Genomic DNA, 25,363 nt, shown 5'->3' with positions numbered 1-25,363 from the left:
GCTGCATGGCAATGGCACCCATACTAGCTGGTACCCCGCGTAACACGAGAAGCCCCTAACCCGTCAACCCGGGCAGCACCCCCTCGTCGCGCAGCAGCCATTTCTGCAGTTCCGCCATCCCCGTATCTCGATCGATCACCGGACGGTACTCGAAATCCCTTGCGGCAGCGGAGGTGTCGTAGGTGCCGGTGCGTGTCATGACGGCGACCGTGTACCGCGACAGCGGCGGTGTCCAGCGGGCCGCGACGAACGGCACGCGCCGGAACGTCTCGATCACCGCGACGGCCGAGCGCACCAGCCGTGGATCCGGCTTCCGCGACGGCGGCCGGTAGCCCAGTTCGGTGGCGACCCGCGCGAGGAACCGCCACACGTCGGTGCGTTCGGCGTCGGCGACGAAGTAGGGCTTGCCACCGACATCGTCCGAGGCAGCGGCCTTGACACAGGCGTCGACGATATTGTCGACGTGGCACAGCGACGCGTACACGTCCCGGCCGAACGACAGGTCCGGCAGCGTTCCGGCGGCGGCGCGTTCCAGCAGCCGCACGATCGGGCCCGACCGGTCGCCCGCACCCCAGATGGCCCGCGGCCGGAGCGCGCAGGTGGTGAAGCCCGGCGCGTTCGCCGCCAGCACCAGCCGTTCGGCGGCCGCCTTGCTCTCGCAGTAGTGGTTCAGATAGTGGCGTGGGTACGGCGCCGACTCGTCGATGTCCACCTGATCGCCACCGTCACGGTCCATCAGTGCGCTGGGGCTGGAGACGAAGACGAACCGCGACGCGCCGCCCGCCCGTGCCGACGCCAGCAGCCGCTCGGTCGCGCGCACGTTCGCCACCCAGAACTGGTCCCGGGTGCCGCGCTCGTCAACCCTTGCGGCGCTGTGGAATACGACATCGACGCCCGACGCGGCCCGGTCCAGCGAATCCGGATCGGTCAGGTCGCCGGTGATGCGCTCGACCCGGTCGGCCGCCGTGCCGAGATCGCGAAGATTGCTGGTCGCCCGCACCAGGATCGCCACCTCGCAGGCACCGTCCCGCACCAGCCGCCGGACCAGGGCGCCGCCCAGAAATCCGGATGCCCCGGTCACCAATGCCTTCATCGCGCCTCCTCGGCAGGCGGCCGGGCCCGCCACCAGGTCAGCCCGAAAATCTGGGTCATCGCGGCGGTTTCGAGCCGTGGGCGGCCGGCGAGTTCGTCGGCGGCCAGCGCGATCGGGATCTGCGCGGCGTGCCCGACCGTGCTGAGGAACATGTCGGCCCACCACAGCGCGCGCAGCACCCGGCTGGTCGGGGCCCGGCCCGTGAACGCCGCTACCAGCCCCGCGAAAATGTACAACCAGCCCAGCACCGGAACTGCCCGGAGCGCAAGGGTTTTCACACGTTCTCCTTCTGTAGCCGCCGCTGTGCCCAGACCGCGAGCCGCTCGCGCCCGATCTTCGCGTTGTGCCGGACGTCGACCGGGAAACCCGGGTGGAAGAGGAATTTCCGGACCGGCGCGGCGACCTCGAATCGTTCTCGGCGGGAGCGCAGTTCGGCTTCCACCTGACCGGCATCGGCGCCCGGCTCGAGTTCGACGCACAGCACCGGCCGCTGCGCGCCGCGAGCCCCCACTCCGACCAGCGCCGTGCGCGCCACTCCCGGCACCGTGTTGAACACCTGCTCGAGCTGCACGGTGAACAGCGGTCCGGCGGCGGTATGGACGCGCTGGCTCTTGCGCCCGCAGAACCAGATTCGCTGCTCCTCGTCGATCCAGGCCAGGTCGCCGGTGCGGTGCCAGACCGTGGGACCGTCGACGATCTTGCCCATCGTGTTGGCCGCTTCCGGCCAGAAGTAGCGGGTGCTGACGTTCGGCCCGGCCACCACGAGTTCCCCGACGCCGCGCGAGCGGGCCGAATCCGACTCCCACGCCCGGACATCCGCCCACGTGGGCAGCGGCTCGTCGGTGATCGGGACGATACGGGCGCGCACGTCCTTGGCCGGGCGGCCCACGCACACGCCCGCGCCGCGGTGCGCGCGCTCCACCAGGCCGCCCAGCAGTTCCCGCGACTCGACCGTCGACATGGGCAGCGCCTCGGTCGCCCCGTACCCGGCGTACACGCGGACATCGCCGGGCAGCACCCGCCGCAGACCCGCGATGCACCAATCCGGCACCGGCGCACCGCCGGAATAGACGCTCCGCAGGCTCGGCAGCGCCACACCGCGCTCCTCGACATGGCGCAGCAGCGGGATCAGCACCGCCGGCGAGGCGAACATGGTGCGCACCCCGAACCGGTTCACCGCGTCCACCACATGCGCCGGATCCGTGGAGCCGACCCGCGAGGGAATCAGGGGCGGCAGGACACAGCGCGAGCCCAGCAGCAGTTCGAGAATGCCCGCGACCGGCGCGGTGATCAGCGATGTCCCCGGGGCGATCCGCTCCCGCGCGGCGTCGACCTGATCGATCATCGCGCTGATGTTCCCGTGCGTGAGCACCACCGCCTTCGCCGGGCCGGTGCTGCCGGTGGTGTATGCGATCAGCAGCGGATCGTCGTCCGGCGCGGGCTCCCGAAGTGGTTCCGCCGCAACGGGTTCGCGACCCCAGCTCGCCAACGTGGGCCCGCACCGGAACCACCGGCCGCCGACCGTCACCGTCACGCGCACCCTGCGGAAGTAGGGACGGAACAGCACCCGCACCGCCTGCGCCCGCGGCACTCCCACGAACGCCTCGGCATCGGCGGCCCGCAGGCAGCGCAGCATCTTGCGCAGGCCCATGCCCGGGTCGATGACCACCGGCACCGCGCCGACCGTGAACAGGCCGTACAGCACGGCATACAACTCAGGACCGGGCGTCACCAGCACGATGGTCCGCGTACCGCGCGCCACGCCCGCGGCGGCGAAGCGCTCCGCGATCGCGGCGGACCAGTCGTCCAGTTCCGCGTAGGACAGCCGTCGATACTCCGGCAACCCGCCGGGCCGGGCGCCGGCGGGATAAATCACGGCCTCCCGTTTCGGATGTGCCGCAACGATTTCCCGGAATCGGTCCAGTGCGCGCCAGTAGACCGTGGCGCTCACGGCGCTGCCCGGTGCCCGAGCGCGGGAATGGCGAATACATATTTCGGCACAGCGGCCCCCTGAAATTATCGCGGAATGCGAGAAAGATACGGAGAGATTACCGCAGCGCGGATCCGCTCGCTACCGTAACAGGTTTCGAGATACCCCCTATATCCCCCTATCGCGTCGCCGCGAGCGGTTACCCGGCAGTCACCGCCCACCTGATCTTTTGCTCCACGTGGACGGGAAAAGCACCGGTTACCAGCTGGATTCGAGCGCCGGGCCGCCGGTCCGCGGTCGGCCGGTCCTGGTAACGTTCGTTTCGGCATCGGGGCTACTGGACAACGACGGCACCCGGTATCGGAAATTCTTCCGAATACCCATTCGCCGCACCAGAATTCGACCGCATTCGCTGAACAATCCTGAGAGTAGGGGGCCATGCGTACCCGTTTCGAGTCTCTGGGGGCATACACACCCAGCACCGTGCGATCCACCGAAGACGTGATCTCCAGCCTGTCCGTTCCGCGAACACTGGACCTGGAACGAATTACGGGGATCAAGAATCGCCGCGTCCACAATTCCGATCCGGACGACTACGAATCGTCGTTCGAACTGGCACTGCGGGCGATCGACGATTGCCTGCGACATTCCGATTATCGCGCCGACGAACTGGACGTGGTGATCTCGGTATCCATCACCCGCTTCCGCGGGCCCGACAAGTTCTGTTACGCACCGTCTTTCGCACTCATGCTGCGCAACGCCATCGGCGCCACCCGCGCCCTGCACTTCGACGTCTCCAATGCCTGCGCGGGCATGGTGACCGGCGTACTGGTGCTGGATCGGATGATCAAGGCGGGTGTGGTCCGCAACGGGCTGGTGGTCAGCGGCGAGCAGATCACGCCCATCGCCGACACCGCGGCCCGCGAGATCAGCGAGCCGTATGATCCCCAGTTCGCGGCGTTGACCGTCGGCGACGCCGCGGTGGCGGTGGTGGTCGACGACCGCGGCGACGACCACGACGAGATCCACTACATCGAACTCACCACCGCGGCCTACGGCGCCGAATTCTGCCTGGGCATGCCCAGCGACAAGACCACCGGCATCGCGATGTACACCGACAATCGTCAACTGGCCAGCGAGAAGAGATATCGGCAGGCCCTGGACCGGATGTCGGATTTCCTCACCGAGACCGGACGGACCTGGGAGAGCGAGAAATACGACTACTGGATCCACCACCAGTTCAGCGGCCCGGCGATCGAGCACATCAGTCAGCTCGCCGCACAGCATTTCGACACCCCGATGCCGCAGGCGCTCAACGTCTACGACGAGTACGGCAACACCGCCTCCACCTCGCACTTCCTGGTGCTGCACGAACATCTTGCGCGGCAACGGATTCCACGCGGCTCGAAGGTGCTGCTGATCCCGGAGGCATCCGGCATCGTCTCCGGCCAGCTCGCCGCGACCATTTCCCGACTGGAGGCCTGATCGTGAGTACCGCCATCGTTTCCGCCGCCACCTGCCTGGACCCGGACACCGGCAGCTACTTCGAGCTGGCCACCCGCGCCGGGCGGTCGTGCCTGGATCAGGCCGGTGTCTCGCCCGATCGGGTGGGCGTCCTGGTCAACGCCGGAGTCTTCCGGGACAGCAACATCTCCGAACCCGCGGTCGCCGCGCTGATTCAGCAGCGGCTGGGAATCGGACTGGAGTATCGGACCGGGCGGGTGCCGACCTTCTCGTTCGACCTGATGAGCGGGGCCTGCGGCCTGGTGCACGCCCTGGTGGCCACGCATTCCTTCCTGGCGCCCGGCGAATTCGAGTACGCGATGGTCGTCGCCGGTGACGCGCATCCGTCCACCGAGCGCGTGGTCGAGGGCTTTCCCTATACCCCCGGCGGGGCGGCGGTGCTGCTGCGTTCGTCGCCGGGCGCGGGCGGGTTCGGCCGCCTGTACACCGCACAGACCGAGGGCGCCGCGGAGCCGACCGCCTGGGTGGATCTGACCGCCGCGGGCACCGCGGGCCGCACGGCCCTGTCGCTGCGCGCCGGATCCGGCGACTCGCTGGCGTACGCGGTCGAGGCGGTCCTGGCCTGCCTCGCCGGTGAGGGGCTGGACCGGGGCGATTTCGCCATCGGCAGCGCCGTGCTGCTGGCACCCGCCGCGGAGCCGGGCTTCCGGGAGCGGCTGGCGTACCGGCTGGGAGTGCCGTCGGTGGCGATCGCCGGAGTCGATCCGGATATCGGCGACCCGTGCACCGCGGCCCCCGTGCACGCCTATCTCGACGCGGCCGCGGCGGGCCGGCTCGACGCCGCGCGCGCGGTGCTGTTCCTGGCCGCCGACGACAGTTCCGCGGCGTGCCTGGCGTATCGGCCGCAACCACTCGAACCGACCGGTAACGCGGACTCGCTTCAGACCAAACACATTGACGTGTAGCATGATTCACGCGGTGAGCCGCCACCGGCCAGGGTGGGCGAGTGCCTCGGCGGCCACCATAGATCTGTGCACCGGCTGAATCCGGATGTCCACGAGACATCCACCGCCGCAATGATGCCGCTTCTCCAGACCCGGTCCCCGACGGGGCCGACACTCCCTTCAGTCGGGCACATCCGACCGATGAAGGGACTGGAGTATGCAGAGGTCGGTCGCTCGGGACCGAGTCCGGACATCGATCGTCGCCACACCGCGCGAGCAGCACGCCGCGCGACCGCGACGAGTCGACGGGGACGAGACAATCACCGCGCTGCTGCAGGGGGACGATCCGGAGCGGCTGCGGGCCGCCTCGGCGGTGGCGGTGCTCGGTGGCGCCGCCACCGTGCGGCTGTCGGCCGCACTGGCCGAGCTGGCGCCGGACCGAATACGCAGTGTCGTAGCGGATTTCACGGAGGCGGGCTGGGTCGAGCAGGAGCGCTTCGCGCATCCGGCGATCGCGGCGCGCGTCCTGCGGGACATTCCGGACGAGGAGCGCCGCGAATTGCACGGCCGGGCGGCGGAACTGCTGCATCGCAGCGGGTTTCCCTGTACGGTCGTGGCCGGGCAACTGCTGGCGGCTGGTGACGCACGCAGCACCTGGGCCGCCCAGGTGCTGGTGGCCTCGGCCGACCAAGCCCTGTCGGACGATGAGATAGACAGTGCGGCAAAGCAACTCGAACTCGCGTACCGAGCCAGTCGGCGCGCGGGTAATCGCGCCGCGATCGCGGGGCGGCTGGTCTCGGTCGAGTGGCGGCTCAATCCGTCCACCCGCACCCGCAACTTCGGTCGCCTCAAAGCGGCGCTCTACACCGGCCGGGTGCCCTATGCCGAACTACCCGCGGCCGTGCTGCACATGCTGTGGCACGGTTACCAGCAGCACGCCGACCACGCGCTGTCCAGGCTGGCCCGTGGACCAGCGGGCACACTGACCTTCAGCCCGCGCGTGGATTTCCTGTGCGCGTGGCTGCGCTACACCCATCCGACCCATCTGGAGCGACATCACCGGCTGTTCGCGGACCGGGTCCGGATCGGCGCGGGCAGCACCGCCGACCGGGAATCGCCCCATCGGCAGGCCGCGGACCTGCTCACCGGGCTGCACGTGCAGCACCCGCCCGCCGACCTGGCCGCCGCGGCGCAGCGCATCCTGGCCTGCCACCGGCTCGGCCCCGCCACCGTGGAGACGCTGGTCGCCGCCGTCGACTGCCTCATCCACACCGACCGTCTCGACACCGCCGACGCCTGGTGCGCCTCGCTGCTCGCCGAGGCCGAGGCCCGGCACGCGCCGACCTGGTGCTCGATCTTCGCCGCGCTGCGCGCGGACGCCCTGCTGCATCGCGGGAATCTCACCGCGGCCGTCGAATTCGCCACGCTGGCGCTGAATCTGGTGCCGTCGGAACATCTCGGGGTGTGGGCGGGCCGGCCGATCGCGGTGCTGGTGCGCGCGCTCACCGCGCAGGGCAATCACCTCGAGGCGGCCGCTCAGCTGCGCCGTCCGGTGCCGCGCGCGATGCTGGAGTCGCGGTTCGCGCTGTCGTATCTGCGAGCCTCCGGCCAGCACTGCCTGGCGGCCGGGCGGCCGGCGGAGGCGCTGCGGCATTTCCGCCAGTGCGGCACCCTGATGCGGCAGTGGGGACTGGACTTCGCCTGGCTGATCCCTTGGCGCAACGACATGGCGACGGCCTATCTCGACCTCGGCGAGCGACGCCGGGCCCAGGCGCTGGCGACCGTGCACCTGGAGCTGATCGGCGGGCCGGAACGCCATCCCAGCGGCGGGGTGTCGCTGCGGGTGCTCGCCGCCACCGGCGACGCCCATCGCCGCGTACCGCTGCTGCGCCGCGCCGTGGCGGTGGCCCGCACGGGCGCCGACGGCCTCGAACTGGCCACGGCCCTAGGCGAACTCGGCCGCGCCCACCGGTCGATCGGCGACGCCGACAAGGCCAGGCCGCTGCTGCGGGAGGCGGTCCGGCTGGCCGAGTCGTGCGGGTCCGGCGTCCTGGTCCGGCGCCTGCGCGGCGACCGCCACCCGCCCAGCGCCGCGCCGCAACCGCCGGTGCGGGCGACGCCCGGCCGCGTCGACGCGCTGAGTCCCGCCGAGCGGCGGGTGGCCGAACTGGCCGCGCTGGGCAAACGCAACCGCGAGATCGCCGACCTGCTCGAGATCACCACCAGCACGGTGGAGCAGCACCTGACCCGGGTGTACCGCAAGCTCGGCGTCGCCCGGCGCGGGGAGTTGCGTTTCGTCCTGGCCGTGCGCGAAACGGCCGAATCGGCCGCCGGATAGGGGATGGCGGGGCCCGAACGGACTGCGGCCGTGAGTATTTCGTGGGTATTTCGTGAACATTATCCCTATTGTCCGTAATTCTCCATTGATTAGCTTTCCCGGCAGCAGTCCGATTCGCGGCGCGGTAGCGATTTGTGCTGATACACGACGGTTTTCGACCGCGATCGGAAGGACCGGACCGGCAACAAGCCACAACGGATTGCGATAACGAGTGCTGCGAAGTTGCCATCGATTTCCGCCGGGAATACGCGGGAATGGTAGCGGAGCAGTGGCTGCGAAACAATTCAAGATCAACTAAAGAAAGATCAAACAGCTTGCTACGCAACGAACTTCGCCTGTGTATGCTGAGGATCGATCGAGTTCCCATAACGGAATGGGACGACGCGAGGGCGGTGTCGTAGGTGAATGTCAACAGGCTCCGGATACGTCGTGCGGCCATCGTAGCGATTGCTGTCGGCGTGCTGGCCCTGATGGCGGCGGGCGCATTGGATCATTTGTTGCTGGGTGTATTCACTTGCGTCGGCCTCGGATTGGGCTGGGCGAATGCACGACTCACCTGGTCTTCGGTCACCCGCATAACCCGGTCGGAAACGCCGAGCAAACAGGCCCTGACGGTATCCACCGCCGGGCGGCTGTTCGGTATCACGGTGCTTTCCCTGCTGGTGGCGTTCCTGGCGCGTCCCGACGGAATCGGAATCTTCTTCGGACTGGCCGTATTTCAGGTCGTCCTCATTCTCCTCACCGTCGTGCCCGAAGTGAAAGGGCTCCGCCAGCTGCCATGACGACTCCCGCTGTACTACTCGCCCAGGAAGGCGAATCCGAACCGAAGATCAAGGTCGGTCACCACGCGGTGGCGCACGCCTTCGGCATGGAATTCAATGTCGACACCGTCGTGTCCACCTGTGTCGCGGCGCTGATCGTCATCGCGCTGGCGATCGCCCTGCGAATCAAACTGACCTCCGGCGTGCCCAACGGCGTGCAGCTGTTCTTCGAAACCGTCACGGTCGGAATGCGAAATCAGGTGGAGAGCGCGATCGGCATGAAGATCGCGCCGTTCGCGCTGCCGCTGGCGGTCACGCTGTTCACGTTCATCCTGCTGTCGAATTGGCTGTCGGTGTTGCCGGTGCAGTACGGCGACGGTGAACTGATCGCTCCCCCGGCCTCCGACGTCAATTTCGTCTACGCGCTGGCGCTGTTCGTCTTCGCCTTCTATCAGGGCGCGGGTATCGCCCGGCGCGGGCCGCTCACACACGGCAAGCTGCTGCTGAAGGGCCATACCGGCTGGGGACCGATGGTCTTCGTGAACGTCATCGAGGAGATCGCGAAACCGATCTCGCTCTCGCTGCGGCTGTTCGGCAATATGTTCGCCGGCGGCGTGATGATCTCGGTGATCACGCTGTTCCCCTTCTGGATCAGCTGGGGACCCAACGCCGTATGGAAACTGTTCGACATGTTCGTCGGATTCATCCAGGCGTTCATCTTCTCGCTGCTGACCGTCCTCTACTTCAGCCAATCCATGGCGTTGGAGCACGAGGACCACTGAGTCAAACCTGATCGGCGCCGCCGGTCGACCAATGTTCGAGAACAGGAAGTGAAAATGGCAGATCCAGCAACCGCGACCATCATCCAGGGCGCTCTCATCGGTGGCGGTCTCATCATGGCCGGTGGCGCCATCGGTGCCGGGATCGGTGACGGTCTCGCGGGTTCCGCGCTGATCAACGGGGTCACTCGGCAGCCGGAGGCCGAGGGCAGGCTGCGCGGCAACTTCTTTCTGACCGTCGGTCTGGTCGAGGCCGCCTACTTCATCAACCTGGCCTTCATGGCGCTTTTCGTATTCGCTACTCCCGGTAAGTAACTCACCATGTCCCCGCGAACAGATGTGGCCGCCGAGGGGAATTTCCTCATCCCCAACGGCACCTTCTTCGCCGAGCTGGTGATCTTTCTGATCGTGCTCGGCGTCATCTGGTTCTTCGTCGTTCCGCCGATCCGCAAGGTGCTGGCGGAACGCGAGAACCGGGTCTCCGAGACCACGGTCAACAGCAAAGCGGCGAAGGAGACCTTCGCCGAGGCCGAGGCCCGCTATCAGACCGCGCTCGAAAAGGCCCGCGCCGAGGCCGCCGACATCCGCAACCAGGCCCGCGCCGAAGGACGGGCCATTCTGGAGGAGATGCGCGGCGAGGCGCAGCGGGAGGCCGACGAGATCGTCGCCGAATCCGCCGCGCAATTGCGCGCCCAGGCGGACCAGGTGGCCGCGGAACTTCGTCAGGAGGTCGAGCCCCTGGCTCAGTCGCTGGCCGCACGCGTGGTCGACGGCGATGATCGGCACGCCGGATCGGGATCCGGCCATCAAACAGGACGGGCGTCGTCATGAACCATCCCAGCGGCGTGCTCGCCGAGGGCGTCTACGACATCACCATCGACTGGCCGGTGTTCCTCAGCCAGCTGTTCGGTTTCGCGGTCATCGTCTTCGTGGCCGTGAAATGGATTGTGCCGCCGGTGAAAACGCTGATGGCCAAGTCCCAGGAGGTCGTGCGCAAACAGCTCGAGGAGAGCGAGCAGGCCGCCGTCCGGCTCACCGAGGCCAAGCGGGCGTACGACAACGCGCTCGCCCAGGCACAGGCCGAACTCGAGGTGCTGCGGGCCGACGCCAAGGCCGACGCGGAATCCATCATCGCGCAGATGCGCGAGGCGGCCGCCGCGGAAGTCGACCGGGTGCGCAAGCAGGGCCGCGCGCAGATCCTGCAATTGCGCCGCCAGATGATCCGCGATCTCGAGACCGATCTGGCCGCCGCCATGCTGGAGCTGACCGAGGAGAAGGTCCGCAATCGGGTCAGCACCCCGCAGGCCAAATCGGACAGCATCGAACGTTTCCTGGAAGACCTGGAGGCCCTGGCCAATTCGGGCAGCGGCGTCCAACGCCAGGTGCAGCCGCGCTGGAACTGATCACAGCGCCGCCGAGGGCACATTGCCTCGGCGGCGCTGTGTTTTCGCGCGACCTCACAAGGCTCCATTCCGTGCTGTGAGTGTGGCGCAACGCACAGGCCATAACCCGACAACGGCCCGCGACCTTCGAATAACCGTTTCGCAATCAACGGGTGGTGTCCTTGAACCATGAGCATCACGTCATGGTTCAGGTCCAAGTCCGAGCCGACCGCAGTGGTCGAGCCGGGCACGATCTACGAGCAGATCGGCGGCCAGGAGGCGCTCGAGGCAGTCGTCGAGGATTTCTATGTGCGCGTCCTCGCCGACGCGGAACTGGCGCCGTTCTTCACGGGCACCAACATGTCCCGGCTCAAGGGCCGGCAGGTCGAATTCTTCGCCGCCGCACTGGGCGGACCCGAGCCGTACACCGGTGCGCCGATGAAGCAGGTCCATCAGGGCCGCGGCATCACCATGCACCACTTCGGCTTGGTCGCCGGGCATCTCACCGATTCCCTGAAAGCGGCAGGGGTACCGGACGATCTGGTAGCGCAGATCATCGGCGCGGTAGCCCCATTGGCCGACGACATCGCCTCGGACGCCAAGTAGCGGTCGCGAACGCCGATCGACCCCAGCGCTGGGAATCGGGCGCTGGCCCGCCGAGTTGTCGCGAAGTACCGTTGCCGGGCCCAGCCACCCCGTCACCGGAACGAGGACATGCTCTACCTGAAGATTGTCGCGTGGGGCTTGGTCGCGGGCCTGGTCAATTCGGCCGCAATGGCGATCCTGTACGGAAACCCGTGGGTGGCGCGCATTCATGCCGCGGACCACAGGGCGAATGTCGCCGGACCGAGCACACGCTCCGGCTCGAGGAACTTCAGCGCTCATTTCCTCGGCACCCAGCTCGAGGTGTACGTCGTCACCATCGGCTACGCCTGGTTGCATCCACTCCTTCCGCTGCACGGACTGATCGGCGCGCTGGCCCTGGCTCTACTCTTCGCGGCACTACGAACCTGCGCGCCGGTGTGGGCGCTGTGGCTGCAGGCCACCCACTCCGGCCGCTACCTGGCGGTAGAGGTCGCGGCGGGCATCCTCAGCAGCGTCGCTGTCTCGCTCACTCTGTATCTACTCATGTGACTGGGAATCACTAAGTACCGTCGACGATGGCGTTGATCAGAGTGCGGCCGTCGTGATTGGTCACGGTGACCTTCTGGACGAATTGCGCCGGCAGAGTGCCGGGCCATTGTTCGAACAGATCCAAGCGCCACAGTGTGCCGCGAGCGTCGGGCAGCCTGGTGATCCGGGTGCAGTATCGGGTGCCGGCCGGGGTGCGGTCTATACCCTGCTGGATCACGTCGGCCGACGGAACGGTCGCGTCCGGGGCAACCACCGCGCGGGCCGCGGCGCCGGAGCGCTGCACGTAGTAGGCGTGTTCGAAGGCCAGGATGGCGCTGGGCGCGTCGGCGGTGCCGCCGGGGCCGGTACCGGTGGCGAAATCCGAGCCACGGGTGTCGCGACAATCCGCGATAGCCATCGCGTCCGTGGATGGCGCGGGGTCGCGACCGATCGACGGCGCGACCGGTGCGCCGATCACGGGTACCTCGGTCGCTCGCGCACTGTCGTCGCTGGAACTGCCGGGGGTCCGCACTACGGCGTTGATCAGCATCGCAAGGGCGATCATGACCAGCCCCGACCCAGCCACCAGCGACAACATCAGCGCGCGACCGCGGCGACGCCGCGCACTGCCCGCCTCGCCGCGACCACGTCGTGACCGGCGGCGAGCCGCGGCGCCGGAGGACGGATCGACCAGTGCCGCGACCGCGGTATCCGGAATGGCCCAGCCACTCGGCGGCGGCCGGTCGTCGGACGGCTTCTCGTCGTCGCCGCGCCAGGTTTTCCACACTTGTGTGTCCGCGACATCGGGGTCGAAATCGTCGTCGTATGCCGGGGGCGGTTTCTCGTAGCCGCGCGCATCGGCGCCGAGGTACGTGGCGACGTCGATCTCCTCGATGCCGGTGCCCACCGCTGCCGCCGCGACCTGGGTGGGTGTGGGGGTCGGCGGGTGTCGGGCGTCGTTCAGGTGCTCGATGCCGTCCTTGCGCGCTGTGCTGTTCCGGCGCACGGCGTCGATCCAACGTGGTTGGGAGCCTTGATGTTCGGCGTCGCCCTGGCGGTCGCCTTCATGTTCCAGGCTCGATGGCTCGACGTCGCCGCCGCCCATCGCCGCTGGTGGTTGTGGCGGGGAGCTGCCCGCACGCAACAACGGCAGCGGAGGTGCGAACGGGTTGGCTCCGGCGCCGCCGGTCTGCTCGACGCCCGCCTTTTCGGGCCCGGTCTCGCGGTCACTCATCGGCGTCGAAGTCGGCAGGGAACGATCCGAGAGCGAGCACCGTCTCGCCGGCATCCGCAGTGATCTGCTCCCCGGTCGGAATCACGGTGACGCCGAGCTGCCCACGGCGCGGCACCTCGGTACCGGGCGGTGGTGGCGGTACTTCCGCACCAGGCGGCGGCGGTACTTCCGCACCAGGCGGCGGCGGTACTTCCGCACCAGGCGGCGGCGGTACTTCCGCACTAGGCGGCGGCGGTGGTTCCGCGCCAAGCGGCGGTTCCGCGCCAAGCGGTGGCGGCGGTTCCTCGACACCGGGGCCTGGGGGCGGGCGGTTGGTGGATGGCGGCGGCAGCGAATCGCCCGGGGGGACAAGCGGTTCCGACGGAGGCGGAGCGGACTGCTGGTTCGGCCCGCCTCCGGTATCAGGCGACGGAACCGGAATATCGCTGTGTCCTGCCTCGGGCGAGGGCGCCGAATCACCACTATCACCAGCCTCGGGTGACGGCGCCGAATCACCACCCTCACCGGCCTCAGGCGACGGCACCGGACCACTACCCTCATCAGACGACAGCGCCGAATCACCACCGTCACCGACTTCAGGCGACAGCGGCGAATCACCACCGTCACCAACTGCGGGTGACGGCTCGGAATCACCGCCCTCACCAGCATCAGAGGACGGTTCCGGGGTGTCGCCCGCGGCGGTGCCCTGGCCATCCTGGCCGGCCTGATCTGGACCGGAGCCGTCCCCCGGCTGTAGTCCGAGGACGGCCGGGAGACCCTCCTCGATCGCCTTCTCGGCGACCTTGCCGCCCTCTTCGACGCCATACACGACCGCCTCGGCCACGCGCTCGACGAGGCCGGTCCCGGCCTGCACCGCCGCGTGTAGCGCGGTGGTGCCCAACTGCACCGCCGTTTGCAGAGCTGCGATTTGCACTTGCGCCTCAGCGAGTTTCGTCATAGCGGGCGATGTCGCCGCGTTGGCGCCGGGGCCGGAGGTCTCGGGCTCGGCAGTCGTGGAGGCCTCGGGGGCGGGGGGAGCGACGGCGTCCAGGCGGCGGCCGTGGTCGTCGAGTTCGGTACGCGCCGCGCTGATCACCACGAGGGCTTCGCGCAGTGCCAGCGCGCCGCGGTCGATCACCGCGTCGGTATCCGAGAGCGCGGTGGCGACGGACATCATTCCGTTTGCGTCACTGCGGAATTCCGCGATGATGCGGTCCATCCGGGCGCGGGCGATGCTGGTGGTGGTGTGCGCGGCGGCCAGCAGATCCAAGTAAGTACCGGTGCGGTCGTGCAGTGCGTTCACGTCGGCCGCCGCCGCGCGCATCGCTGGGACCGCCGTGTCGGCGGCCGAACCGAGGGCGGTCGACTCCACCGCGGCGATACCGGCACGGTGCACGGCCTCGGTTCCGCCGATGTGTGCGGCCACGTCACCGAGAGCGCCGGAAATGGCGGCGGACGGCACACTCGCGCCCGATCCGAGCGCGGCCCGCAACGCGTACAACGGACCGACCAGCGCGGCCACCATCGGCGGATCGGGGATCTCGACGCCGGTCGCGTCGGCACCCGTGGAAGTCAGGCGTCTCATGCGAGCACCCACCCGGCGTGTCCGATCTCGGCCGCGGCGTCCGCATCGGTCGCACCGGTGACGCCGACCAGGCAGGACAGCGCCTCCCCGCAACGACCGACCTGCCCGGAGGCGGCGGTCAGCGCATCGACATGGCCACCGACCGCGGCCACCCAGCGAGCAGCGAAATCGCGGCCGATCTCGCCGAGATCGTCGGTCAGACCATCGATGTCGGTGGCGCCCGCGGCGGATCGCGCCGCGATGTTCAATATGGCGGCCACGTCGGCGGCAGCCGCGGTGTACGTGGCCACGGCCGCAGCATCGACGTGTAGCTGCTGCTGCATGCGGTCTCCCTCACCCTCGCATCTGTCGAATACTTGGACGGCGGCCGGAGCGGATCGGTTCCCTCTCCACCGATTTGGCGGAAAGGCTGACGTCACCGCAGGTCGCAGGGCTCAGCAAGGGCGACCGTCCGCCCGACTCGCATTCGCGCAGTTAGAATCTCGGCCATGCCTCCAAGTTCAAGGCCTTCGGTTCGCGATAGTCTGGTTATTTGCACGACAGTTCTGAACCCGGGCCCGAACTACCAAAGTTGGATCGATTACCACCTGCGGCGAGCCGACCTGATTCTGATACTCATGGACGATCCCGCCGAGCGGCCGCAGTTCGAGCCCTTCACAAAAGACCCGCGAGTTATCTTGCTACCGGGAAATCCCGACCGCAGTGATATGACACCGTCGGGCCTCATGGATCGAATCAACGACAATACGCAATTCGTCGTCAATTTCGCCGCGAAACACGGGATCGACTGGGTCATGGCGTTGGACCAGGACGAAATCCTGTTCGACCGAGGCGACAGCAGCTGGCGGACCATGGACGACGTCGGACAGGTCACGTTCATGAACCACGAAGCGGTACCTGTCGCCCACGAGATCGATAATTTCTACACCGAATGCACGCTGTTCCGGGTCAACGGCCGAAACGAATTCATGGCGTACGGAAACGGCAAGAGCGCCGTACGGGCAGCCCCCGGCGTCCGCGCGGGAGCCCACGAATTCTCCGGCCACCGCGGAGAGCGACGCATCATGGAAAGCCCCGCCATCCTGCACTACCCGAACCCGACATTCGAGAGCTGGGTAGCAAAGTTCAAGAACTTCACCACCTTCTCCGACCACTGGCGAGACAACCCCGAAGACCCCATCCTCCTGTCCTTCATGCTCCGCTCCCGCGACCTGGTACACGCCGCCCTCGAAAGCGGCGACTGGAACGAGGCCCGCACCTACTTCCACTCCTGGATCCCCGACAACAAGACCCGCGACCAACTGCTGGCAACAGGAGCCTTACAACACTTCGCCCCCATGGCAGAACTATCCAGCCCTGAAACCCGCTCGATCACGGTCGGTGAGTAAGAACTCGAACTCATACCCCTGGTGAGGTGAGTGGGACGGGTAGGGCGGTGTTCAGCTCGCTCCGGCTGTCCAGGGATCAATGACTGAAACACGTGCCGCGCGAAACGGCGCTGTGTCTCGTGTCGCCACGGCCATACCCGCCGCGGTGGCGGTCGCAGCGATCTGACCGTCGGCGGTACCGATCGCCGATCCAGCCGTTCGAGCTGCTGCCATTAGTTCGGCATAGGCCCCGGCAGCGGCGAGGTCGAACGCGAGCACGCGGCCGGCGAACAACGGCAGCACGCGGGCCTCGAGCCGGTCGTACAGCAGGTCCCGCCGCTTGCCCGCTGGCAGAGTTGCGACGCCGAACCGCAGTTCTGCGATGGTGATCGCGGACAGGTACAGCGTGCGTAGCGGCTGGCGGTCGATCCAGGCCACCACGCCCGGATCCGGCGCTTTGCGCATGGTCTCGGAAATGACGTTCGTGTCGAGAACGATCACGAGTCGAACTCCACCGGTTGTGCCGGAATGCGATCCCGCGCGGTGAGTGCCGCGTGCTCGGCGTCGGTTAGCTCAACCTCGCGGCCGATATCGGCCAGCAGCGACCCCAACCTCACGTCCGGGGCCGGCATGACGGCCTCGGTGAGGATCGCCCGGACTTCGGCCTCGGTACTCCGGCCGTGCTCGGCGGCACGGCGGCGCAGTGCTTCGCGAACGTCGTCGGGTAGGTCTCGCACCGTCAATCTGGCCATGGTCAATCACCTACTCCTAGGATGTGACGCCAACGGCGTCACTGCCATCAATGACGTCATTGCCTGCAATAATACGACAGGTTCCCGATGGTCAGGTCGATTCCGTACCGCCGTTTGAAGCACTCGTCTGCTGCCACCCCCCTGTAGCACTCGACGTAAAGAGCACCGTATTGGTTCCGCTGCATGTCTCCTTGGTTCAGCTAGGAATGCCTTACGCCCCGGACCCGGCAGAGACCGTGACACAAGGCATCGAATGCACAAAAACTACTGCGCAAGAAGGGAATTCACGATTTCCGCCGCTTAGGCAACAACACCACCGCCTGTTCGCTCGGGAGACCGGACGATGCGCGATCGATCCCCATAAGCGCTGTTCTGGATCAACTCGGCTGCAAGATTCAGCGTTTCTGCTGGTGAGGTGGGTGGTGGGACGGGTGGGGCTCGAACCCACGACCAACGGATTATGAGTCCGCGGCTCTAACCGACTGAGCTACCGTCCCCCGGGCGCCGCGTGGTTGGCGGGCGTTGCGATGGTACCGGGTTCGGTGGGGCGGTTCCTAGTCGGATCGCCGGGATAGGGTGGGGGCGACGGATGGGAGGTCGGTTGTGGCGGGATTGTTGGTGAAGGTGCTGCGGGGGCATCAGTGGGTTTATGAGAAGTCCGGTGGGGTGGTGGGGCATCGGCTGTTGTTCGGGAATCCGACGTTGCTGCTGCGGACGGTGGGGCGGAAGACCGGGCAGGCGCGGACCAGTGCGCTGACCTATGCGCGAGACGGGGAGGATTATGTCGTCACCGCGTCCAATGGTGGGTCGCCGCGGCCGCCGGGGTGGCTGGCGAATGTGAAGGCGCGGCCCGACTGTGAGATCCAGGTCGGGCGGCGGCGGATACCCGTCACCGCCCGCCCCACCTACCCGGAAGATCCGGACTACGCCCGGCGATGGAAGCTGGCCGACAAGGTGAACGGCGGCCGATACACGCAGTACCAGACGATGACCGAGCGGCCGATCGCGCTGGTCGTGCTGAGTCCCCGGACCTGACGCGCTCACACCGTGAGAATCGTGCGGCCCACCGCCTGCCGGCCCTCGATGGTGGCGTGCGCCTCGGCGGCTCGTTCCAGCGGGAAGGTCTGGCCCACAACGACTTCCAGGCTCCCCTCGGCGGCCAGAACCAACGCGCGGGCACCCAGTGCGTGGAAATCGGTGCCCGCGGCGGTGATGTCCATCAGCGTCGACACGGTGATGCCCTGTGCGGCAGCGTGTTCGGTGTCGAGTTCGGCGAATCCGCCTGCGGCATTGCCGTATCCGAAGAAGCGCCCGCCCGCCGCGACAACGCCGAGGGCGTCGCGGCCGATGGGTCCGCCCGCACCGTCGAGCACCACGGCCACGCCCGCGTCGCCGGTCAGCTCCAGCACGCTGTCGGCCCAGCCGGGTTCCTCGTAGTCGATCACCTCGGTCGCGCCGAGTCGCCACGCCAGGTCGAGCTTGCGCTGTCCGTGCGCCGCGGCGATCACCCGCGCTCCGGCGGCCCGGGCCAATTGCGTGAGTAGTATGCCGAGACCGCCACCGGCCGCCGTGATCAACACGGTTTCCCCGGCTTGTATCGCCGCCTGCTCGGCCACCGCCAGCGCGGTCGTGCCGTCGTGGACCAGGGCCGCGGCGGGCACGAAGTCCAGGCCGCCGGGCAGTTCGGCGAGGGTCTCCGCCTTGGCGAGCGCCTGCTCAGCGTAGCCGCCGATGGGCAGCCCGCCGCCGATCCCGCTGGCGGCCGTCGCGCTCGCTACCCGTTTGCCGAGCCACGCCGGCTCGACGCCCGCACCCACCGCCGACACCACACCGGCGACCGCGCCGCCCGGCACGTACGGCGGCCGCAGGGGGAAGAAGTCGGTGCCCCAGCCGCCGCGCAGCCGCGCGTCGAGGAACATCACATCCGCCGCCGCGACGTCGATCACCACCTCGCCCGTTCCGGCCACCGGAGCCGGCGCCGTACCCGGCACCAGGACATCCGGTCCCCCGAAAGTCTTCGCCTCGACCACTCGCATCCTCGCCACGTCCCTTCGATTCGGCATTGCGGAACCCAGCCTGTTACCTGAAGCATGGTTCAGGTCAAGGGGCGGGATGCCAGAATTTCGCCACACGGCCCGCTCGGTTGGTGATCGCACAGGAACTCCGTTACTCTGGTCTGCGAGGGGAGTACTTCCCAAGTGCCATGCCGGTCAGTACGGATTCCGCCGTCGGAATCCCCGGGTGGCCACCCGAGTGAGGGTGAAGGAGACCTCGGGTGAGTTGCCATGCCCGAGGAGACTTATGAACCCCACCGATACCGTTCTCGCAGCCAGTGCGCTGCACACCATCGGCACGCCGTGGCTGTGGGCCGCGACCATCGCCGGTGTGCTGGTGCTGCTGGCGCTCGATTTCGTCGTCACCCGGAAACCACACGAGGTGTCGATGCGCGAGGCGGTCGGCTGGTCGGTCTTCTACATCGCGCTGCCGGTGATCTTCGGGCTCGTCCTCTGGATGGCCTACGACGGCACCGTCTCCACCGAATTCTTCACCGGCTATCTGCTGGAGAAATCGCTGTCGGTCGACAACCTGTTCATCTTCATGCTGTTGCTGGCGGCCTTCGCGGTGCCGGCGGCGCTGGCGCAGCGGGTGCTGTTGTTCGGCATCGTCGGGGCGTTGGTGTTGCGCGGCATCTTCATCGCGCTGGGCGCCGCCGCGCTCGCGTCGCTGGACTGGGCGTTCCTGCTGTTCGGCGCCATCCTGCTGGTGACGGCGGCGAAGCTGCTGATGGACGCGGCGAGCGGGCACGAGCAGGAGGTCGACATCTCGCGCATGCGGTCGGTGCGGCTGATGCGCAAACTGATGCCGGTCACCGACGACTACCGCGGCACCCGGATGACCGTTCGCGAGGCGGGCAAGCGGGCCCTGACCCCGCTGGCCTTGGTCGTGACGGCCGTGATGGCCACCGATGTGGTGTTCGCGGTCGATTCGGTGCCCGCGGTGTACGGCGTCACCGGCGATCCCTACCTGGTGTTCGCGACCAACGCATTCGCGCTGCTCGGCCTGCGCGCGCTGTACTTCGTGCTGCAGGCGGCGCTGTCGCGGCTGGTCCATCTCGCCTACGGCCTGGCCGTCATTCTGGCGTTCATCGGGGTGAAGCTGGTGCTGCACTGGGCCCACGGCATCTGGGACTGGCTACCCGAGATCCCGACGGTGGCGTCGCTGGGCGTGATCGTGGTGGTGCTCGCGGTGGTGACGCTGACCAGCTTGCGGGCGACGCGCGGGCCGCGCGAAAAGGATTCGACCACCACGGCGGCGTCGTCGTAAGGCCGACTTGCCTGCTCGAATCGGCTCGCCATACTGGAACTCGTGCTGCTACAACGGTTTCGTCGCGTCGATCTGAACCGCATGCACCGGGCCGTCGGCGAATTGCGGTTGCCGGAGGCGGTGTTCAAGACCTGCCCCTGGCAGCCGCGCGAACTCGTGGAGACCGGCCTGCGGCAGTGGCTGCGCTGCTGCGGCGCGGCCATGCGTGACGATCAGGTGATCGGAATGCCGTCGCATGCCGTCGACGAGGCGTGGCACGGGCTGATCCTGTGCACCGCCCGGTACGCCCGGTTCTGCGAGGCCGCGTACGGCCGCTTCCTGCACCACTTTCCCGAGGGCGACGGCTTCGGCGGCGGTTCCGGCGATTCCATGGACACCCAGCTCGGCCGGACCGTCGTCGCGTGGTCCATGGTGGCCGAGCCCGGCGAGCGGTGCGTGCTGTGGGATCTCGACAGCGCGGTGGGCGTCGAACATCCGTGGGGCGTCGCGCGCGAACGTGTCGAGGGCATCGAATCGGCGCTGCTGGCCAAGGAGTCCCGCTAACCGCTGCTGCCTCCACCGCCACCGCAGCTGCTGCCTCCACCGCCACCACAACTGCTCCCGCTACCTCCACCACAACTGCTCCCGCTACCGCCCCCGCAGCTGCTTCCGCCGCCGCAACTGCTACCGCTACCCCCGCCGCAGCCGCTGTTTCCCCCACCACCACAACCCGGCCCGCTGTGGCCTCCGCCGGAGAAATCAAGGCCCGAGTAATAGACGCCGTTGTACCCCGAGTCGCCGGAACCTCCGCCGCCGTATCCCGGTCGCCCGTGCCGCCATTGGTTTTGCCGCCGAGACTTGTTGCCCGCCAAGACAACCAGCGTGATTATCGCCGCGAAGAATCCGATCGCGATCATGAGGACACCGATCAGCAACAGAATTACCATGCCCCGGACGGTAACCGGTCGGCATGAAGATCGGCTGAAGAACTCCTTGCATACTCGGCGTCAGCCAGTCCCGCTGTCACTGGAGTCGCCGTTGTTCCAGCGGTGACGGCCGCGACGGGGACCGGCGACGGTGTGCTTGACGACGATGAGCACGAGCCAGAGCAGGTAGAGCACGGCCGCGACGAGCATGACGTTCATGAACGCAGGCTATGAATCCGCGCCAATGATCGGCCAAAGATCCGGTTGCCCTAGCTGGTACCGCAGATCTGCGGGCACAGCACTCCGGGTGCGTCGTCACAGTCGTAGCCCGGGTCGTCGTCTTCCCCGGAACCGGTGTGTCCCCGATCGTTCGGATCCTGGGCATCGGCCACAGCCTGGATGGTGAGTGCGATACACCCGCAGACCAGAACGACGGCAACGACGAGGGTCACGGTCTCCATAGCCGCAACCTAGGAACGTCTCCCTATGACCCGCTTAAGGTTCGGTTGGAGACGGACCGCTACGTCAGCTTCACCCGAGCGGCGACGAAGCGGGCCAGCGCCGGCGCCAAGCGGTGGAAGTGGTACTGGAGGTGGGCCTCCGGGGTCACCGGCACCACCGCGCGCCCGCGCTCGACGGCGCGGACGATCTGCGCCGCCACCTTCTCCGGTCCGTAGCTCCGCATCCGGTAGAGGTTGTCGTACTTGGCCTGCTTGCGAGCCTCCTCCTCGGCGGAGACGCCCGAGAACTTGGTGGTGGCAACGATATTCGTATGAACGATGCCGGGACAGATGGTGTGGACGGCGATGCCCTTGCCCGCCAGCTCGGCGCGCAGGCAGTCGGAGAACATGAACACCGCCGACTTGCTGGTGGAATACGCGCTGAACCCGCGCTGCGGCGTATAGGCGGCCATGCTGGACAGATTCACGATGTGCCCGCCGAGTCCGCGCTCGGCCATGGCGGCGCCGAAGGTGCGGCAACCGTTGATCACACCGCCCAGGTTCACCCGCAGCACCCGGTCGAATTCGCTTGCGCTGGTGGCGAAGAAGTCACCGGCCTGCCCGATGCCCGCGTTGTTGATCAGGATGTCGGGCACCCCGTGCGCGGCCAGCACGGCGGCGGCGTGCTCGGCCACGGCGGCCTCGTCGGAGACGTCCAGCGCGTAGGGATGCGCGAGACCGCCTGCGGCCGTGACGAGTTCGGCGGTTTCCTTGGCCGCGCTCGTGTCGATGTCCGACAGCACGATCTCGGCCCCGCGGCGCGCGAACTCCAGCGCCGTCTCCCGGCCGATCCCGCTGCCGCCACCGGTGATCACGACGAGCTGGTCCTCGAACGGCCTACGCTCCCGGCCCACTTCGGCCCGCCGCAGCGCCCGCGAGGCCGTACCGCCGCCGACCGAGTCCACGAGTTCGGTCGTGGCCGTGGCCAGCAGTTCCGGATGCGAGAAGGGCAACCAGTGGCCGCTGCCCACCTCACGACGCCACAGCCGCGGCGCCCACTGCTGCGTATCGGCGTATCCGGCCGGTCGCACCGCCACGTCACGGCGCGCGATGACCAGTTGCACCGGAACCTCGGTGCGGCGTTCGCGCGGACTCAGCAGGCGCTGCACGATATTGGCGCGGTAGATCCGCATCCCGTCGAAGAAGTCTGACCGGAACGTCGGGCCCAGTTTCACGTTCCGCGGTTCGGTCTCGTTCATCAACCCGACGAAGCGCTGCCAGACCTTCTCCGCCGACAGCGGCCGCAGCACCACCCGCGGGACGCCCGGCGTCATGAACAGGAACGTGTACGCCGAGGACAGCAGCTGGGTGAACGGGCCCCACACCGCGCCCCGAGACAGCTTGTCGCGCATCCACTTTCCCAGATGGTCCAGGTTGGGCCCGGATACCGAGGTAAACGAGGCGATCCGGTCGGCGGCCTGCGGTTCGCACACCGCCTCCCACATCTCGACCGAACCCCAGTCGTGCGCCAGCACGTGCACGGGCCGGTCCGGACTGACCGCGTCCGCGACGGCGAAGAAGTCGGCGGCGAACCGATCCAGCCGGTAGTCCTCGGTGCGGCTGGTCCGGGTGGACCGGCCGTGCCCACGGGTGTCGTAGGCGACGACGTGGAATCGCTCGGCCAGCAACGGGATCACCCGGTCCCACAGGTGGTGGTCGTCGGGCCAGCCGTGCACCAGCACAATGGTTTCGGCATCCGGCTCGCCGTATTCGTAGACGGCCAGGTCGAATTCGCCGCTGCGGACGGTCCGTTCCACCTCCGGAACGGGAAGCTGATCGGTCACGATGTTCTCCTTCGGCACGTCGCCGGGCGGGTGGAAATTCACAGATCCAGCACCAAACGGTCACCGTCACAACGGGATACGCAGATCAGCATGTCGCCGTCGGCGCGCTCGTCCGGGGTGAGCACGGTGTCGCGATGGTCGACCGTGCCGGACAGCACGCGCACCTTGCAGGTGCGGCAGAACCCCTGCCGGCACGAGTACGCCGTGTCCGGGCGCGCCGCCAGCACCTGTTCGAGCGCCGTCCGGTCGGCGGGAACCGTCACGACCTCGCCGGTGCGGGCCAACTCGACCGCGAACGGCTTGCCGTCGACGACCGGCGGCGCCGAGAATCGCTCGGAATGCAGTTCCACGCCGGGCATCTCGCGCACGGCGGCGGCGATCACGGTGGTCATCGGCACCGGGCCGCAGCAGTACACCGCGGTGTCGGGCCCCACTCGCGGCAGCAGGTCCGCGGCGGTGGGCAGGCCGTGGTCGTCGTCGGTGCGCACGCTCACGCGCGCACCGAAGCTCTCGATCTCGTCCAGGAACGGAATGGTGTCGCGGCTGCGCCCGGTGTACACCAGCGTCCAGTCGACGCCGAGCCGGTGCGCCATGCGCACCATCGGCAGAATCGGGGTGACACCGATCCCCCCGGCGACGAAATGCACTCGGGTGGCGTCAGATCCGTAACCGGGCAGGACGAACGGAAAGGCGTTGCGGGGGCCGCGGACGGTCACCCGCGCACCGGTGCGCAAGGCCTCGTGCACCTCCCGCGAACCGCCGCCGCCGTCCGGGATGCGCCGCACCGCGATCCGGTAGTGGCGCCGGTCGGCCGGGTCGCCGCACAGCGAGTACTGCCGCAGCCTGCCCGAGGGCAGCTCCAGATCGAGGTGCGCGCCGGGCCGCCAGTTCGGCAGTTCCCGGCCGTCGGGTGCGGTGAGCAGCAAGCTGATCACGTCGGTGTCGCGGGCCTCCACCCGGCGCTGCACCACCGTCAGCGCCAGCCGACGGTCGTCCACGCGACCCGCGGGGCTGCGTCGGTTGATCAATGTGGACCAGCGGAAGCGTGTTTCGGCGACGGTGTGGAACACCCGCATCGCCCGATCCGCCCGGCGGCGACCGTACAGATCGGCCGGTGGCTGGTCCGGCGCGGGGCGGTGCGTCGTCACGACGACAGTGCCTGTGCCGCAGGAGATTTCGCCAAGTACGCCACGGCCTGCGCGGTGGACCCGACCGAGGCCGGGGTGTAACCGGGCTGGAACACCGACAGCGCGCTCCACAGCAGCGACGGCACACCCGGCAGCGCGCCGCGCCACATCGCGCCGAAGATCTTCAGCGTCAGCCGCGGATAGCGCATATCGGGCAGCGAGTCATCCTGTTGCACAAGGTATTTCGTGCCACGCAGCAGCAACGAGATGAAGATCGGGAACGTGATGAGCATCAGCGCGCAGCGCCGCAGATAGCCGATATCGAAGTACTCGGCGACCTCGTGCGCGACGAAGCGGTGCTCCACCTCCTCCGCCCCGTGCCAGCGGAACAGGTCCAGCACGTTCGGGTCGGCGCCGAACCGCTCGAGGTCGGCGTTGAGCACCCAGTCGCCGAGGAAGGCGAAGAAGTGTTCGAGGGTGGCGATGAAGCCGAGGCGCTCGACCAGCGCCTGGAATTCCGCGCGGGCGGTCCGGCCGGCGCGGGGGCCGAGGGTCGTGCGAAACAGGAATTCCATCTGGCGCACATACGGTTCGACATCGATCCCGTGCGCCGCGAACACCTCGTCGAGCACGCCGTTGTGGGTTTCGGCGTGCATGGACTCCTGACCGATGAACCCGAGCATCTGCTCACGCAGCTTCTCGTCCTTGACCAGCGGCAGCGCCTCGGAGAACGTCCGGCAGAACATCCGCTCGCCCTCGGGCAGCAGCAGGTTCAGCGCGTTGATCAAATGCGAGCCGATCGGCTCGGCGGGCATCCAGTGCAACGGGGTGTCGCGCCAGTCGAAGTGCACATTCCGGGCCTGCAGAGCCACCTCGCCCGGATCGATCGTCGCGCGACCTGCCCGAAGAGGAAGTAACTTCATCGGTACTCCTGGTGTTCCGGTCACAGCGGCCGGTGTCGGCCGTTGCTTCATGACCGTAGCAACAGTGTACCTATATCCG

27 protein-coding genes, 1 tRNA gene and 1 pseudogene are annotated in these 25,363 nt (G+C 68.0%); 14 read left to right on the top strand and 15 right to left on the bottom strand.

Translation table 11 applies throughout. The features are described 5' to 3' along the window. Nucleotides 1-55: 55 nt before the first annotated feature. Genes ACFMRZ_RS32785 through ACFMRZ_RS32775 form a run of 3 tightly spaced genes read right to left on the bottom strand, consistent with a single transcriptional unit; the run spans nt 56 to nt 3,044 of the window. The gene (locus ACFMRZ_RS32785) at nt 56-1,093 is read right to left on the bottom strand and encodes an NAD-dependent epimerase/dehydratase family protein (protein ID WP_400182099.1); all 1,038 of its coding nucleotides are present in this window, start codon (nt 1,091-1,093) and stop codon (nt 56-58) included. Beyond that, the gene (locus ACFMRZ_RS32780; protein WP_280361150.1) at nt 1,090-1,371 is read right to left on the bottom strand and encodes a hypothetical protein; all 282 of its coding nucleotides are present in this window, start codon (nt 1,369-1,371) and stop codon (nt 1,090-1,092) included. Before ACFMRZ_RS32780 ends, ACFMRZ_RS32785 begins: the two co-directional genes overlap by 4 nt. Further along, entirely contained in the window at nt 1,368-3,044 is a 1,677-nt protein-coding gene (locus ACFMRZ_RS32775) for a fatty acid CoA ligase family protein (protein WP_400182097.1), read from the bottom strand. Before ACFMRZ_RS32775 ends, ACFMRZ_RS32780 begins: the two co-directional genes overlap by 4 nt. Before the next feature lie 462 nt (nt 3,045-3,506). Between ACFMRZ_RS32775 and ACFMRZ_RS32770 the strand changes: the two genes are divergently transcribed. The 10 genes from ACFMRZ_RS32770 to ACFMRZ_RS32725 all read left to right on the top strand — a co-directional run bounded on the left by ACFMRZ_RS32770 (nt 3,507) and on the right by ACFMRZ_RS32725 (nt 11,825). Next, the gene (locus tag ACFMRZ_RS32770; protein WP_400182096.1) at nt 3,507-4,508 is read left to right on the top strand and encodes a 3-oxoacyl-ACP synthase III family protein; all 1,002 of its coding nucleotides are present in this window, start codon (nt 3,507-3,509) and stop codon (nt 4,506-4,508) included. Between the two features lie 2 nt (nt 4,509-4,510). Further along, complete coding sequence (locus tag ACFMRZ_RS32765; RefSeq protein ID WP_400182095.1) at nt 4,511-5,452, top strand: hypothetical protein; 942 nt, start codon at nt 4,511-4,513, stop codon at nt 5,450-5,452. A gap of 196 nt (nt 5,453-5,648) precedes the next feature. Then, the gene (locus ACFMRZ_RS32760; RefSeq protein WP_400182094.1) at nt 5,649-7,769 is read left to right on the top strand and encodes a LuxR C-terminal-related transcriptional regulator; all 2,121 of its coding nucleotides are present in this window, start codon (nt 5,649-5,651) and stop codon (nt 7,767-7,769) included. 401 nt (nt 7,770-8,170) lie between these two features. Next, nucleotides 8,171-8,551, top strand: a complete 381-nt coding sequence (locus tag ACFMRZ_RS32755) for a hypothetical protein (protein WP_187684332.1) — start codon at nt 8,171-8,173, stop codon at nt 8,549-8,551. Next, complete coding sequence (atpB, locus tag ACFMRZ_RS32750) at nt 8,548-9,312, top strand: F0F1 ATP synthase subunit A (protein WP_400182093.1); 765 nt, start codon at nt 8,548-8,550, stop codon at nt 9,310-9,312. Before ACFMRZ_RS32755 ends, atpB begins: the two co-directional genes overlap by 4 nt. 54 nt (nt 9,313-9,366) lie before the next feature. Beyond that, nucleotides 9,367-9,624, top strand: coding sequence for a F0F1 ATP synthase subunit C (locus tag ACFMRZ_RS32745; protein WP_187684334.1), 258 nt, complete (start codon nt 9,367-9,369; stop codon nt 9,622-9,624). A gap of 6 nt (nt 9,625-9,630) precedes the next feature. Next, nucleotides 9,631-10,140 (top strand): F0F1 ATP synthase subunit B, encoded by a 510-nt coding sequence (locus ACFMRZ_RS32740; RefSeq protein WP_400182092.1) that lies wholly within the window; start codon nt 9,631-9,633, stop codon nt 10,138-10,140. Continuing rightward, nucleotides 10,137-10,712 (top strand): hypothetical protein, encoded by a 576-nt coding sequence (locus ACFMRZ_RS32735; RefSeq protein WP_400182091.1) that lies wholly within the window; start codon nt 10,137-10,139, stop codon nt 10,710-10,712. Before ACFMRZ_RS32740 ends, ACFMRZ_RS32735 begins: the two co-directional genes overlap by 4 nt. Before the next feature lie 168 nt (nt 10,713-10,880). Continuing rightward, entirely contained in the window at nt 10,881-11,297 is a 417-nt protein-coding gene (locus tag ACFMRZ_RS32730; RefSeq protein WP_280271903.1) for a group 1 truncated hemoglobin, read from the top strand. Nucleotides 11,298-11,405: 108 nt separating this feature from the next. Further along, complete coding sequence (locus tag ACFMRZ_RS32725; RefSeq protein ID WP_400182090.1) at nt 11,406-11,825, top strand: hypothetical protein; 420 nt, start codon at nt 11,406-11,408, stop codon at nt 11,823-11,825. A gap of 10 nt (nt 11,826-11,835) precedes the next feature. Here ACFMRZ_RS32725 and ACFMRZ_RS32720 read toward each other — a convergent pair whose 3' ends face one another. From ACFMRZ_RS32720 to ACFMRZ_RS32710, 3 genes are read right to left on the bottom strand one after another with little or no spacing between them, the layout of a single operon-like run. Then, on the bottom strand, nt 11,836-13,038 hold the full coding sequence (locus ACFMRZ_RS32720; protein WP_400182089.1) for a hypothetical protein: 1,203 nt from the start codon (nt 13,036-13,038) through the stop codon (nt 11,836-11,838). Continuing rightward, nucleotides 13,031-14,602, bottom strand: a complete 1,572-nt coding sequence (locus ACFMRZ_RS32715; protein WP_400182087.1) for a hypothetical protein — start codon at nt 14,600-14,602, stop codon at nt 13,031-13,033. The genes ACFMRZ_RS32720 and ACFMRZ_RS32715 overlap by 8 nt, the downstream gene beginning before the upstream one ends. Continuing rightward, the gene (locus ACFMRZ_RS32710; protein ID WP_280271907.1) at nt 14,599-14,925 is read right to left on the bottom strand and encodes a hypothetical protein; all 327 of its coding nucleotides are present in this window, start codon (nt 14,923-14,925) and stop codon (nt 14,599-14,601) included. Before ACFMRZ_RS32710 ends, ACFMRZ_RS32715 begins: the two co-directional genes overlap by 4 nt. Nucleotides 14,926-15,219: 294 nt before the next feature. On the opposite strand from ACFMRZ_RS32710, the gene ACFMRZ_RS32705 reads away from it, so the two are divergent. Beyond that, nucleotides 15,220-15,990, top strand: coding sequence for a hypothetical protein (locus ACFMRZ_RS32705; RefSeq protein ID WP_400182086.1), 771 nt, complete (start codon nt 15,220-15,222; stop codon nt 15,988-15,990). A 51-nt stretch (nt 15,991-16,041) separates the two neighbouring features. On the opposite strand, the gene ACFMRZ_RS32700 is transcribed toward ACFMRZ_RS32705, so the two are convergent. The 3 genes from ACFMRZ_RS32700 to ACFMRZ_RS32690 form a co-directional block, all read right to left on the bottom strand. Then, complete coding sequence (locus ACFMRZ_RS32700; protein ID WP_400182085.1) at nt 16,042-16,470, bottom strand: type II toxin-antitoxin system VapC family toxin; 429 nt, start codon at nt 16,468-16,470, stop codon at nt 16,042-16,044. Next, on the bottom strand, nt 16,467-16,721 hold the full coding sequence (locus tag ACFMRZ_RS32695) for a FitA-like ribbon-helix-helix domain-containing protein (protein WP_280271910.1): 255 nt from the start codon (nt 16,719-16,721) through the stop codon (nt 16,467-16,469). Before ACFMRZ_RS32695 ends, ACFMRZ_RS32700 begins: the two co-directional genes overlap by 4 nt. 420 nt (nt 16,722-17,141) lie before the next feature. Further along, nucleotides 17,142-17,218 (bottom strand) — tRNA-Ile (locus ACFMRZ_RS32690). A gap of 106 nt (nt 17,219-17,324) precedes the next feature. On the opposite strand from ACFMRZ_RS32690, the gene ACFMRZ_RS32685 reads away from it, so the two are divergent. Then, nucleotides 17,325-17,756 carry a nitroreductase family deazaflavin-dependent oxidoreductase gene (locus ACFMRZ_RS32685; protein WP_400182084.1) on the top strand — a complete coding sequence of 144 codons (432 nt, stop codon included), beginning with the start codon at nt 17,325-17,327 and terminating at the stop codon, nt 17,754-17,756. A gap of 5 nt (nt 17,757-17,761) precedes the next feature. Here the strand turns inward: ACFMRZ_RS32685 and ACFMRZ_RS32680 are convergent, their stop codons facing one another. Continuing rightward, nucleotides 17,762-18,757, bottom strand: coding sequence for a zinc-binding dehydrogenase (locus ACFMRZ_RS32680; RefSeq protein ID WP_400182083.1), 996 nt, complete (start codon nt 18,755-18,757; stop codon nt 17,762-17,764). 265 nt (nt 18,758-19,022) lie between these two features. On the opposite strand from ACFMRZ_RS32680, the gene ACFMRZ_RS32675 reads away from it, so the two are divergent. Both ACFMRZ_RS32675 and ACFMRZ_RS32670 read left to right on the top strand, forming a co-directional pair. After that, complete coding sequence (locus tag ACFMRZ_RS32675) at nt 19,023-20,045, top strand: TerC/Alx family metal homeostasis membrane protein (RefSeq protein ID WP_400182082.1); 1,023 nt, start codon at nt 19,023-19,025, stop codon at nt 20,043-20,045. An 81-nt stretch (nt 20,046-20,126) separates the two neighbouring features. Continuing rightward, nucleotides 20,127-20,588, top strand: a complete 462-nt coding sequence (locus ACFMRZ_RS32670; RefSeq protein ID WP_400183023.1) for a hypothetical protein — start codon at nt 20,127-20,129, stop codon at nt 20,586-20,588. 443 nt (nt 20,589-21,031) lie between these two features. Here the strand turns inward: ACFMRZ_RS32670 and ACFMRZ_RS32665 are convergent, their stop codons facing one another. The 5 genes and pseudogenes from ACFMRZ_RS32665 to ACFMRZ_RS32645 form a co-directional block, all read right to left on the bottom strand. Beyond that, nucleotides 21,032-21,169 (bottom strand): hypothetical protein, encoded by a 138-nt coding sequence (locus tag ACFMRZ_RS32665; RefSeq protein WP_400182081.1) that lies wholly within the window; start codon nt 21,167-21,169, stop codon nt 21,032-21,034. Between the two features lie 50 nt (nt 21,170-21,219). Continuing rightward, nucleotides 21,220-21,411, bottom strand: coding sequence for a hypothetical protein (locus tag ACFMRZ_RS32660; RefSeq protein ID WP_400182080.1), 192 nt, complete (start codon nt 21,409-21,411; stop codon nt 21,220-21,222). Nucleotides 21,412-21,420: 9 nt separating this feature from the next. Beyond that, nucleotides 21,421-23,252 (bottom strand): annotated as a pseudogene (locus ACFMRZ_RS32655) (SDR family oxidoreductase). A 20-nt stretch (nt 23,253-23,272) separates the two neighbouring features. After that, nucleotides 23,273-24,382 (bottom strand): PDR/VanB family oxidoreductase, encoded by a 1,110-nt coding sequence (locus tag ACFMRZ_RS32650; RefSeq protein WP_400182078.1) that lies wholly within the window; start codon nt 24,380-24,382, stop codon nt 23,273-23,275. After that, nucleotides 24,379-25,284 (bottom strand): metal-dependent hydrolase, encoded by a 906-nt coding sequence (locus ACFMRZ_RS32645; RefSeq protein ID WP_280271917.1) that lies wholly within the window; start codon nt 25,282-25,284, stop codon nt 24,379-24,381. Before ACFMRZ_RS32645 ends, ACFMRZ_RS32650 begins: the two co-directional genes overlap by 4 nt. Between the last annotated feature and the right edge of the window lie 79 nt (nt 25,285-25,363).

The organism is Nocardia sp. N2S4-5, assembly GCF_044628355.1.
Lineage (GTDB): Bacteria > Actinomycetota > Actinomycetes > Mycobacteriales > Mycobacteriaceae > Nocardia > Nocardia wallacei_B.
The sequence above is the reverse complement of the archived record's forward strand: the minus strand, read 5'-3'. Positions and strand labels throughout refer to the sequence as shown.

Bases quoted from the DNA above. Each gene is read 5' to 3' on its own strand.
- ACFMRZ_RS32680 (WP_400182083.1), bottom strand. From the start codon at position 18,757: ATGCGAGTGGTCGAGGCGAAGACTTTCGGGGGACCGGATGTCCTGGTG.
- ACFMRZ_RS32725 (WP_400182090.1), top strand. From the start codon at position 11,406: ATGCTCTACCTGAAGATTGTCGCGTGGGGCTTGGTCGCGGGCCTGGTC.
- ACFMRZ_RS32740 (WP_400182092.1), top strand. From the start codon at position 9,631: ATGTCCCCGCGAACAGATGTGGCCGCCGAGGGGAATTTCCTCATCCCC.
- ACFMRZ_RS32695 (WP_280271910.1), bottom strand. From the start codon at position 16,721: ATGGCCAGATTGACGGTGCGAGACCTACCCGACGACGTTCGCGAAGCA.
- ACFMRZ_RS32660 (WP_400182080.1), bottom strand. From the start codon at position 21,411: ATGGAGACCGTGACCCTCGTCGTTGCCGTCGTTCTGGTCTGCGGGTGT.
- ACFMRZ_RS32760 (WP_400182094.1), top strand. From the start codon at position 5,649: ATGCAGAGGTCGGTCGCTCGGGACCGAGTCCGGACATCGATCGTCGCC.
- ACFMRZ_RS32735 (WP_400182091.1), top strand. From the start codon at position 10,137: ATGAACCATCCCAGCGGCGTGCTCGCCGAGGGCGTCTACGACATCACC.
- ACFMRZ_RS32730 (WP_280271903.1), top strand. From the start codon at position 10,881: ATGAGCATCACGTCATGGTTCAGGTCCAAGTCCGAGCCGACCGCAGTG.
- ACFMRZ_RS32670 (WP_400183023.1), top strand. From the start codon at position 20,127: ATGCACCGGGCCGTCGGCGAATTGCGGTTGCCGGAGGCGGTGTTCAAG.
- ACFMRZ_RS32710 (WP_280271907.1), bottom strand. From the start codon at position 14,925: ATGCAGCAGCAGCTACACGTCGATGCTGCGGCCGTGGCCACGTACACC.
- ACFMRZ_RS32785 (WP_400182099.1), bottom strand. From the start codon at position 1,093: ATGAAGGCATTGGTGACCGGGGCATCCGGATTTCTGGGCGGCGCCCTG.
- ACFMRZ_RS32715 (WP_400182087.1), bottom strand. From the start codon at position 14,602: ATGAGACGCCTGACTTCCACGGGTGCCGACGCGACCGGCGTCGAGATC.
- ACFMRZ_RS32675 (WP_400182082.1), top strand. From the start codon at position 19,023: ATGAACCCCACCGATACCGTTCTCGCAGCCAGTGCGCTGCACACCATC.
- ACFMRZ_RS32665 (WP_400182081.1), bottom strand. From the start codon at position 21,169: ATGAACGTCATGCTCGTCGCGGCCGTGCTCTACCTGCTCTGGCTCGTG.
- ACFMRZ_RS32720 (WP_400182089.1), bottom strand. From the start codon at position 13,038: ATGAGTGACCGCGAGACCGGGCCCGAAAAGGCGGGCGTCGAGCAGACC.
- ACFMRZ_RS32745 (WP_187684334.1), top strand. From the start codon at position 9,367: ATGGCAGATCCAGCAACCGCGACCATCATCCAGGGCGCTCTCATCGGT.
- ACFMRZ_RS32705 (WP_400182086.1), top strand. From the start codon at position 15,220: ATGGACGATCCCGCCGAGCGGCCGCAGTTCGAGCCCTTCACAAAAGAC.
- atpB (WP_400182093.1), top strand. From the start codon at position 8,548: ATGACGACTCCCGCTGTACTACTCGCCCAGGAAGGCGAATCCGAACCG.
- ACFMRZ_RS32645 (WP_280271917.1), bottom strand. From the start codon at position 25,284: ATGAAGTTACTTCCTCTTCGGGCAGGTCGCGCGACGATCGATCCGGGC.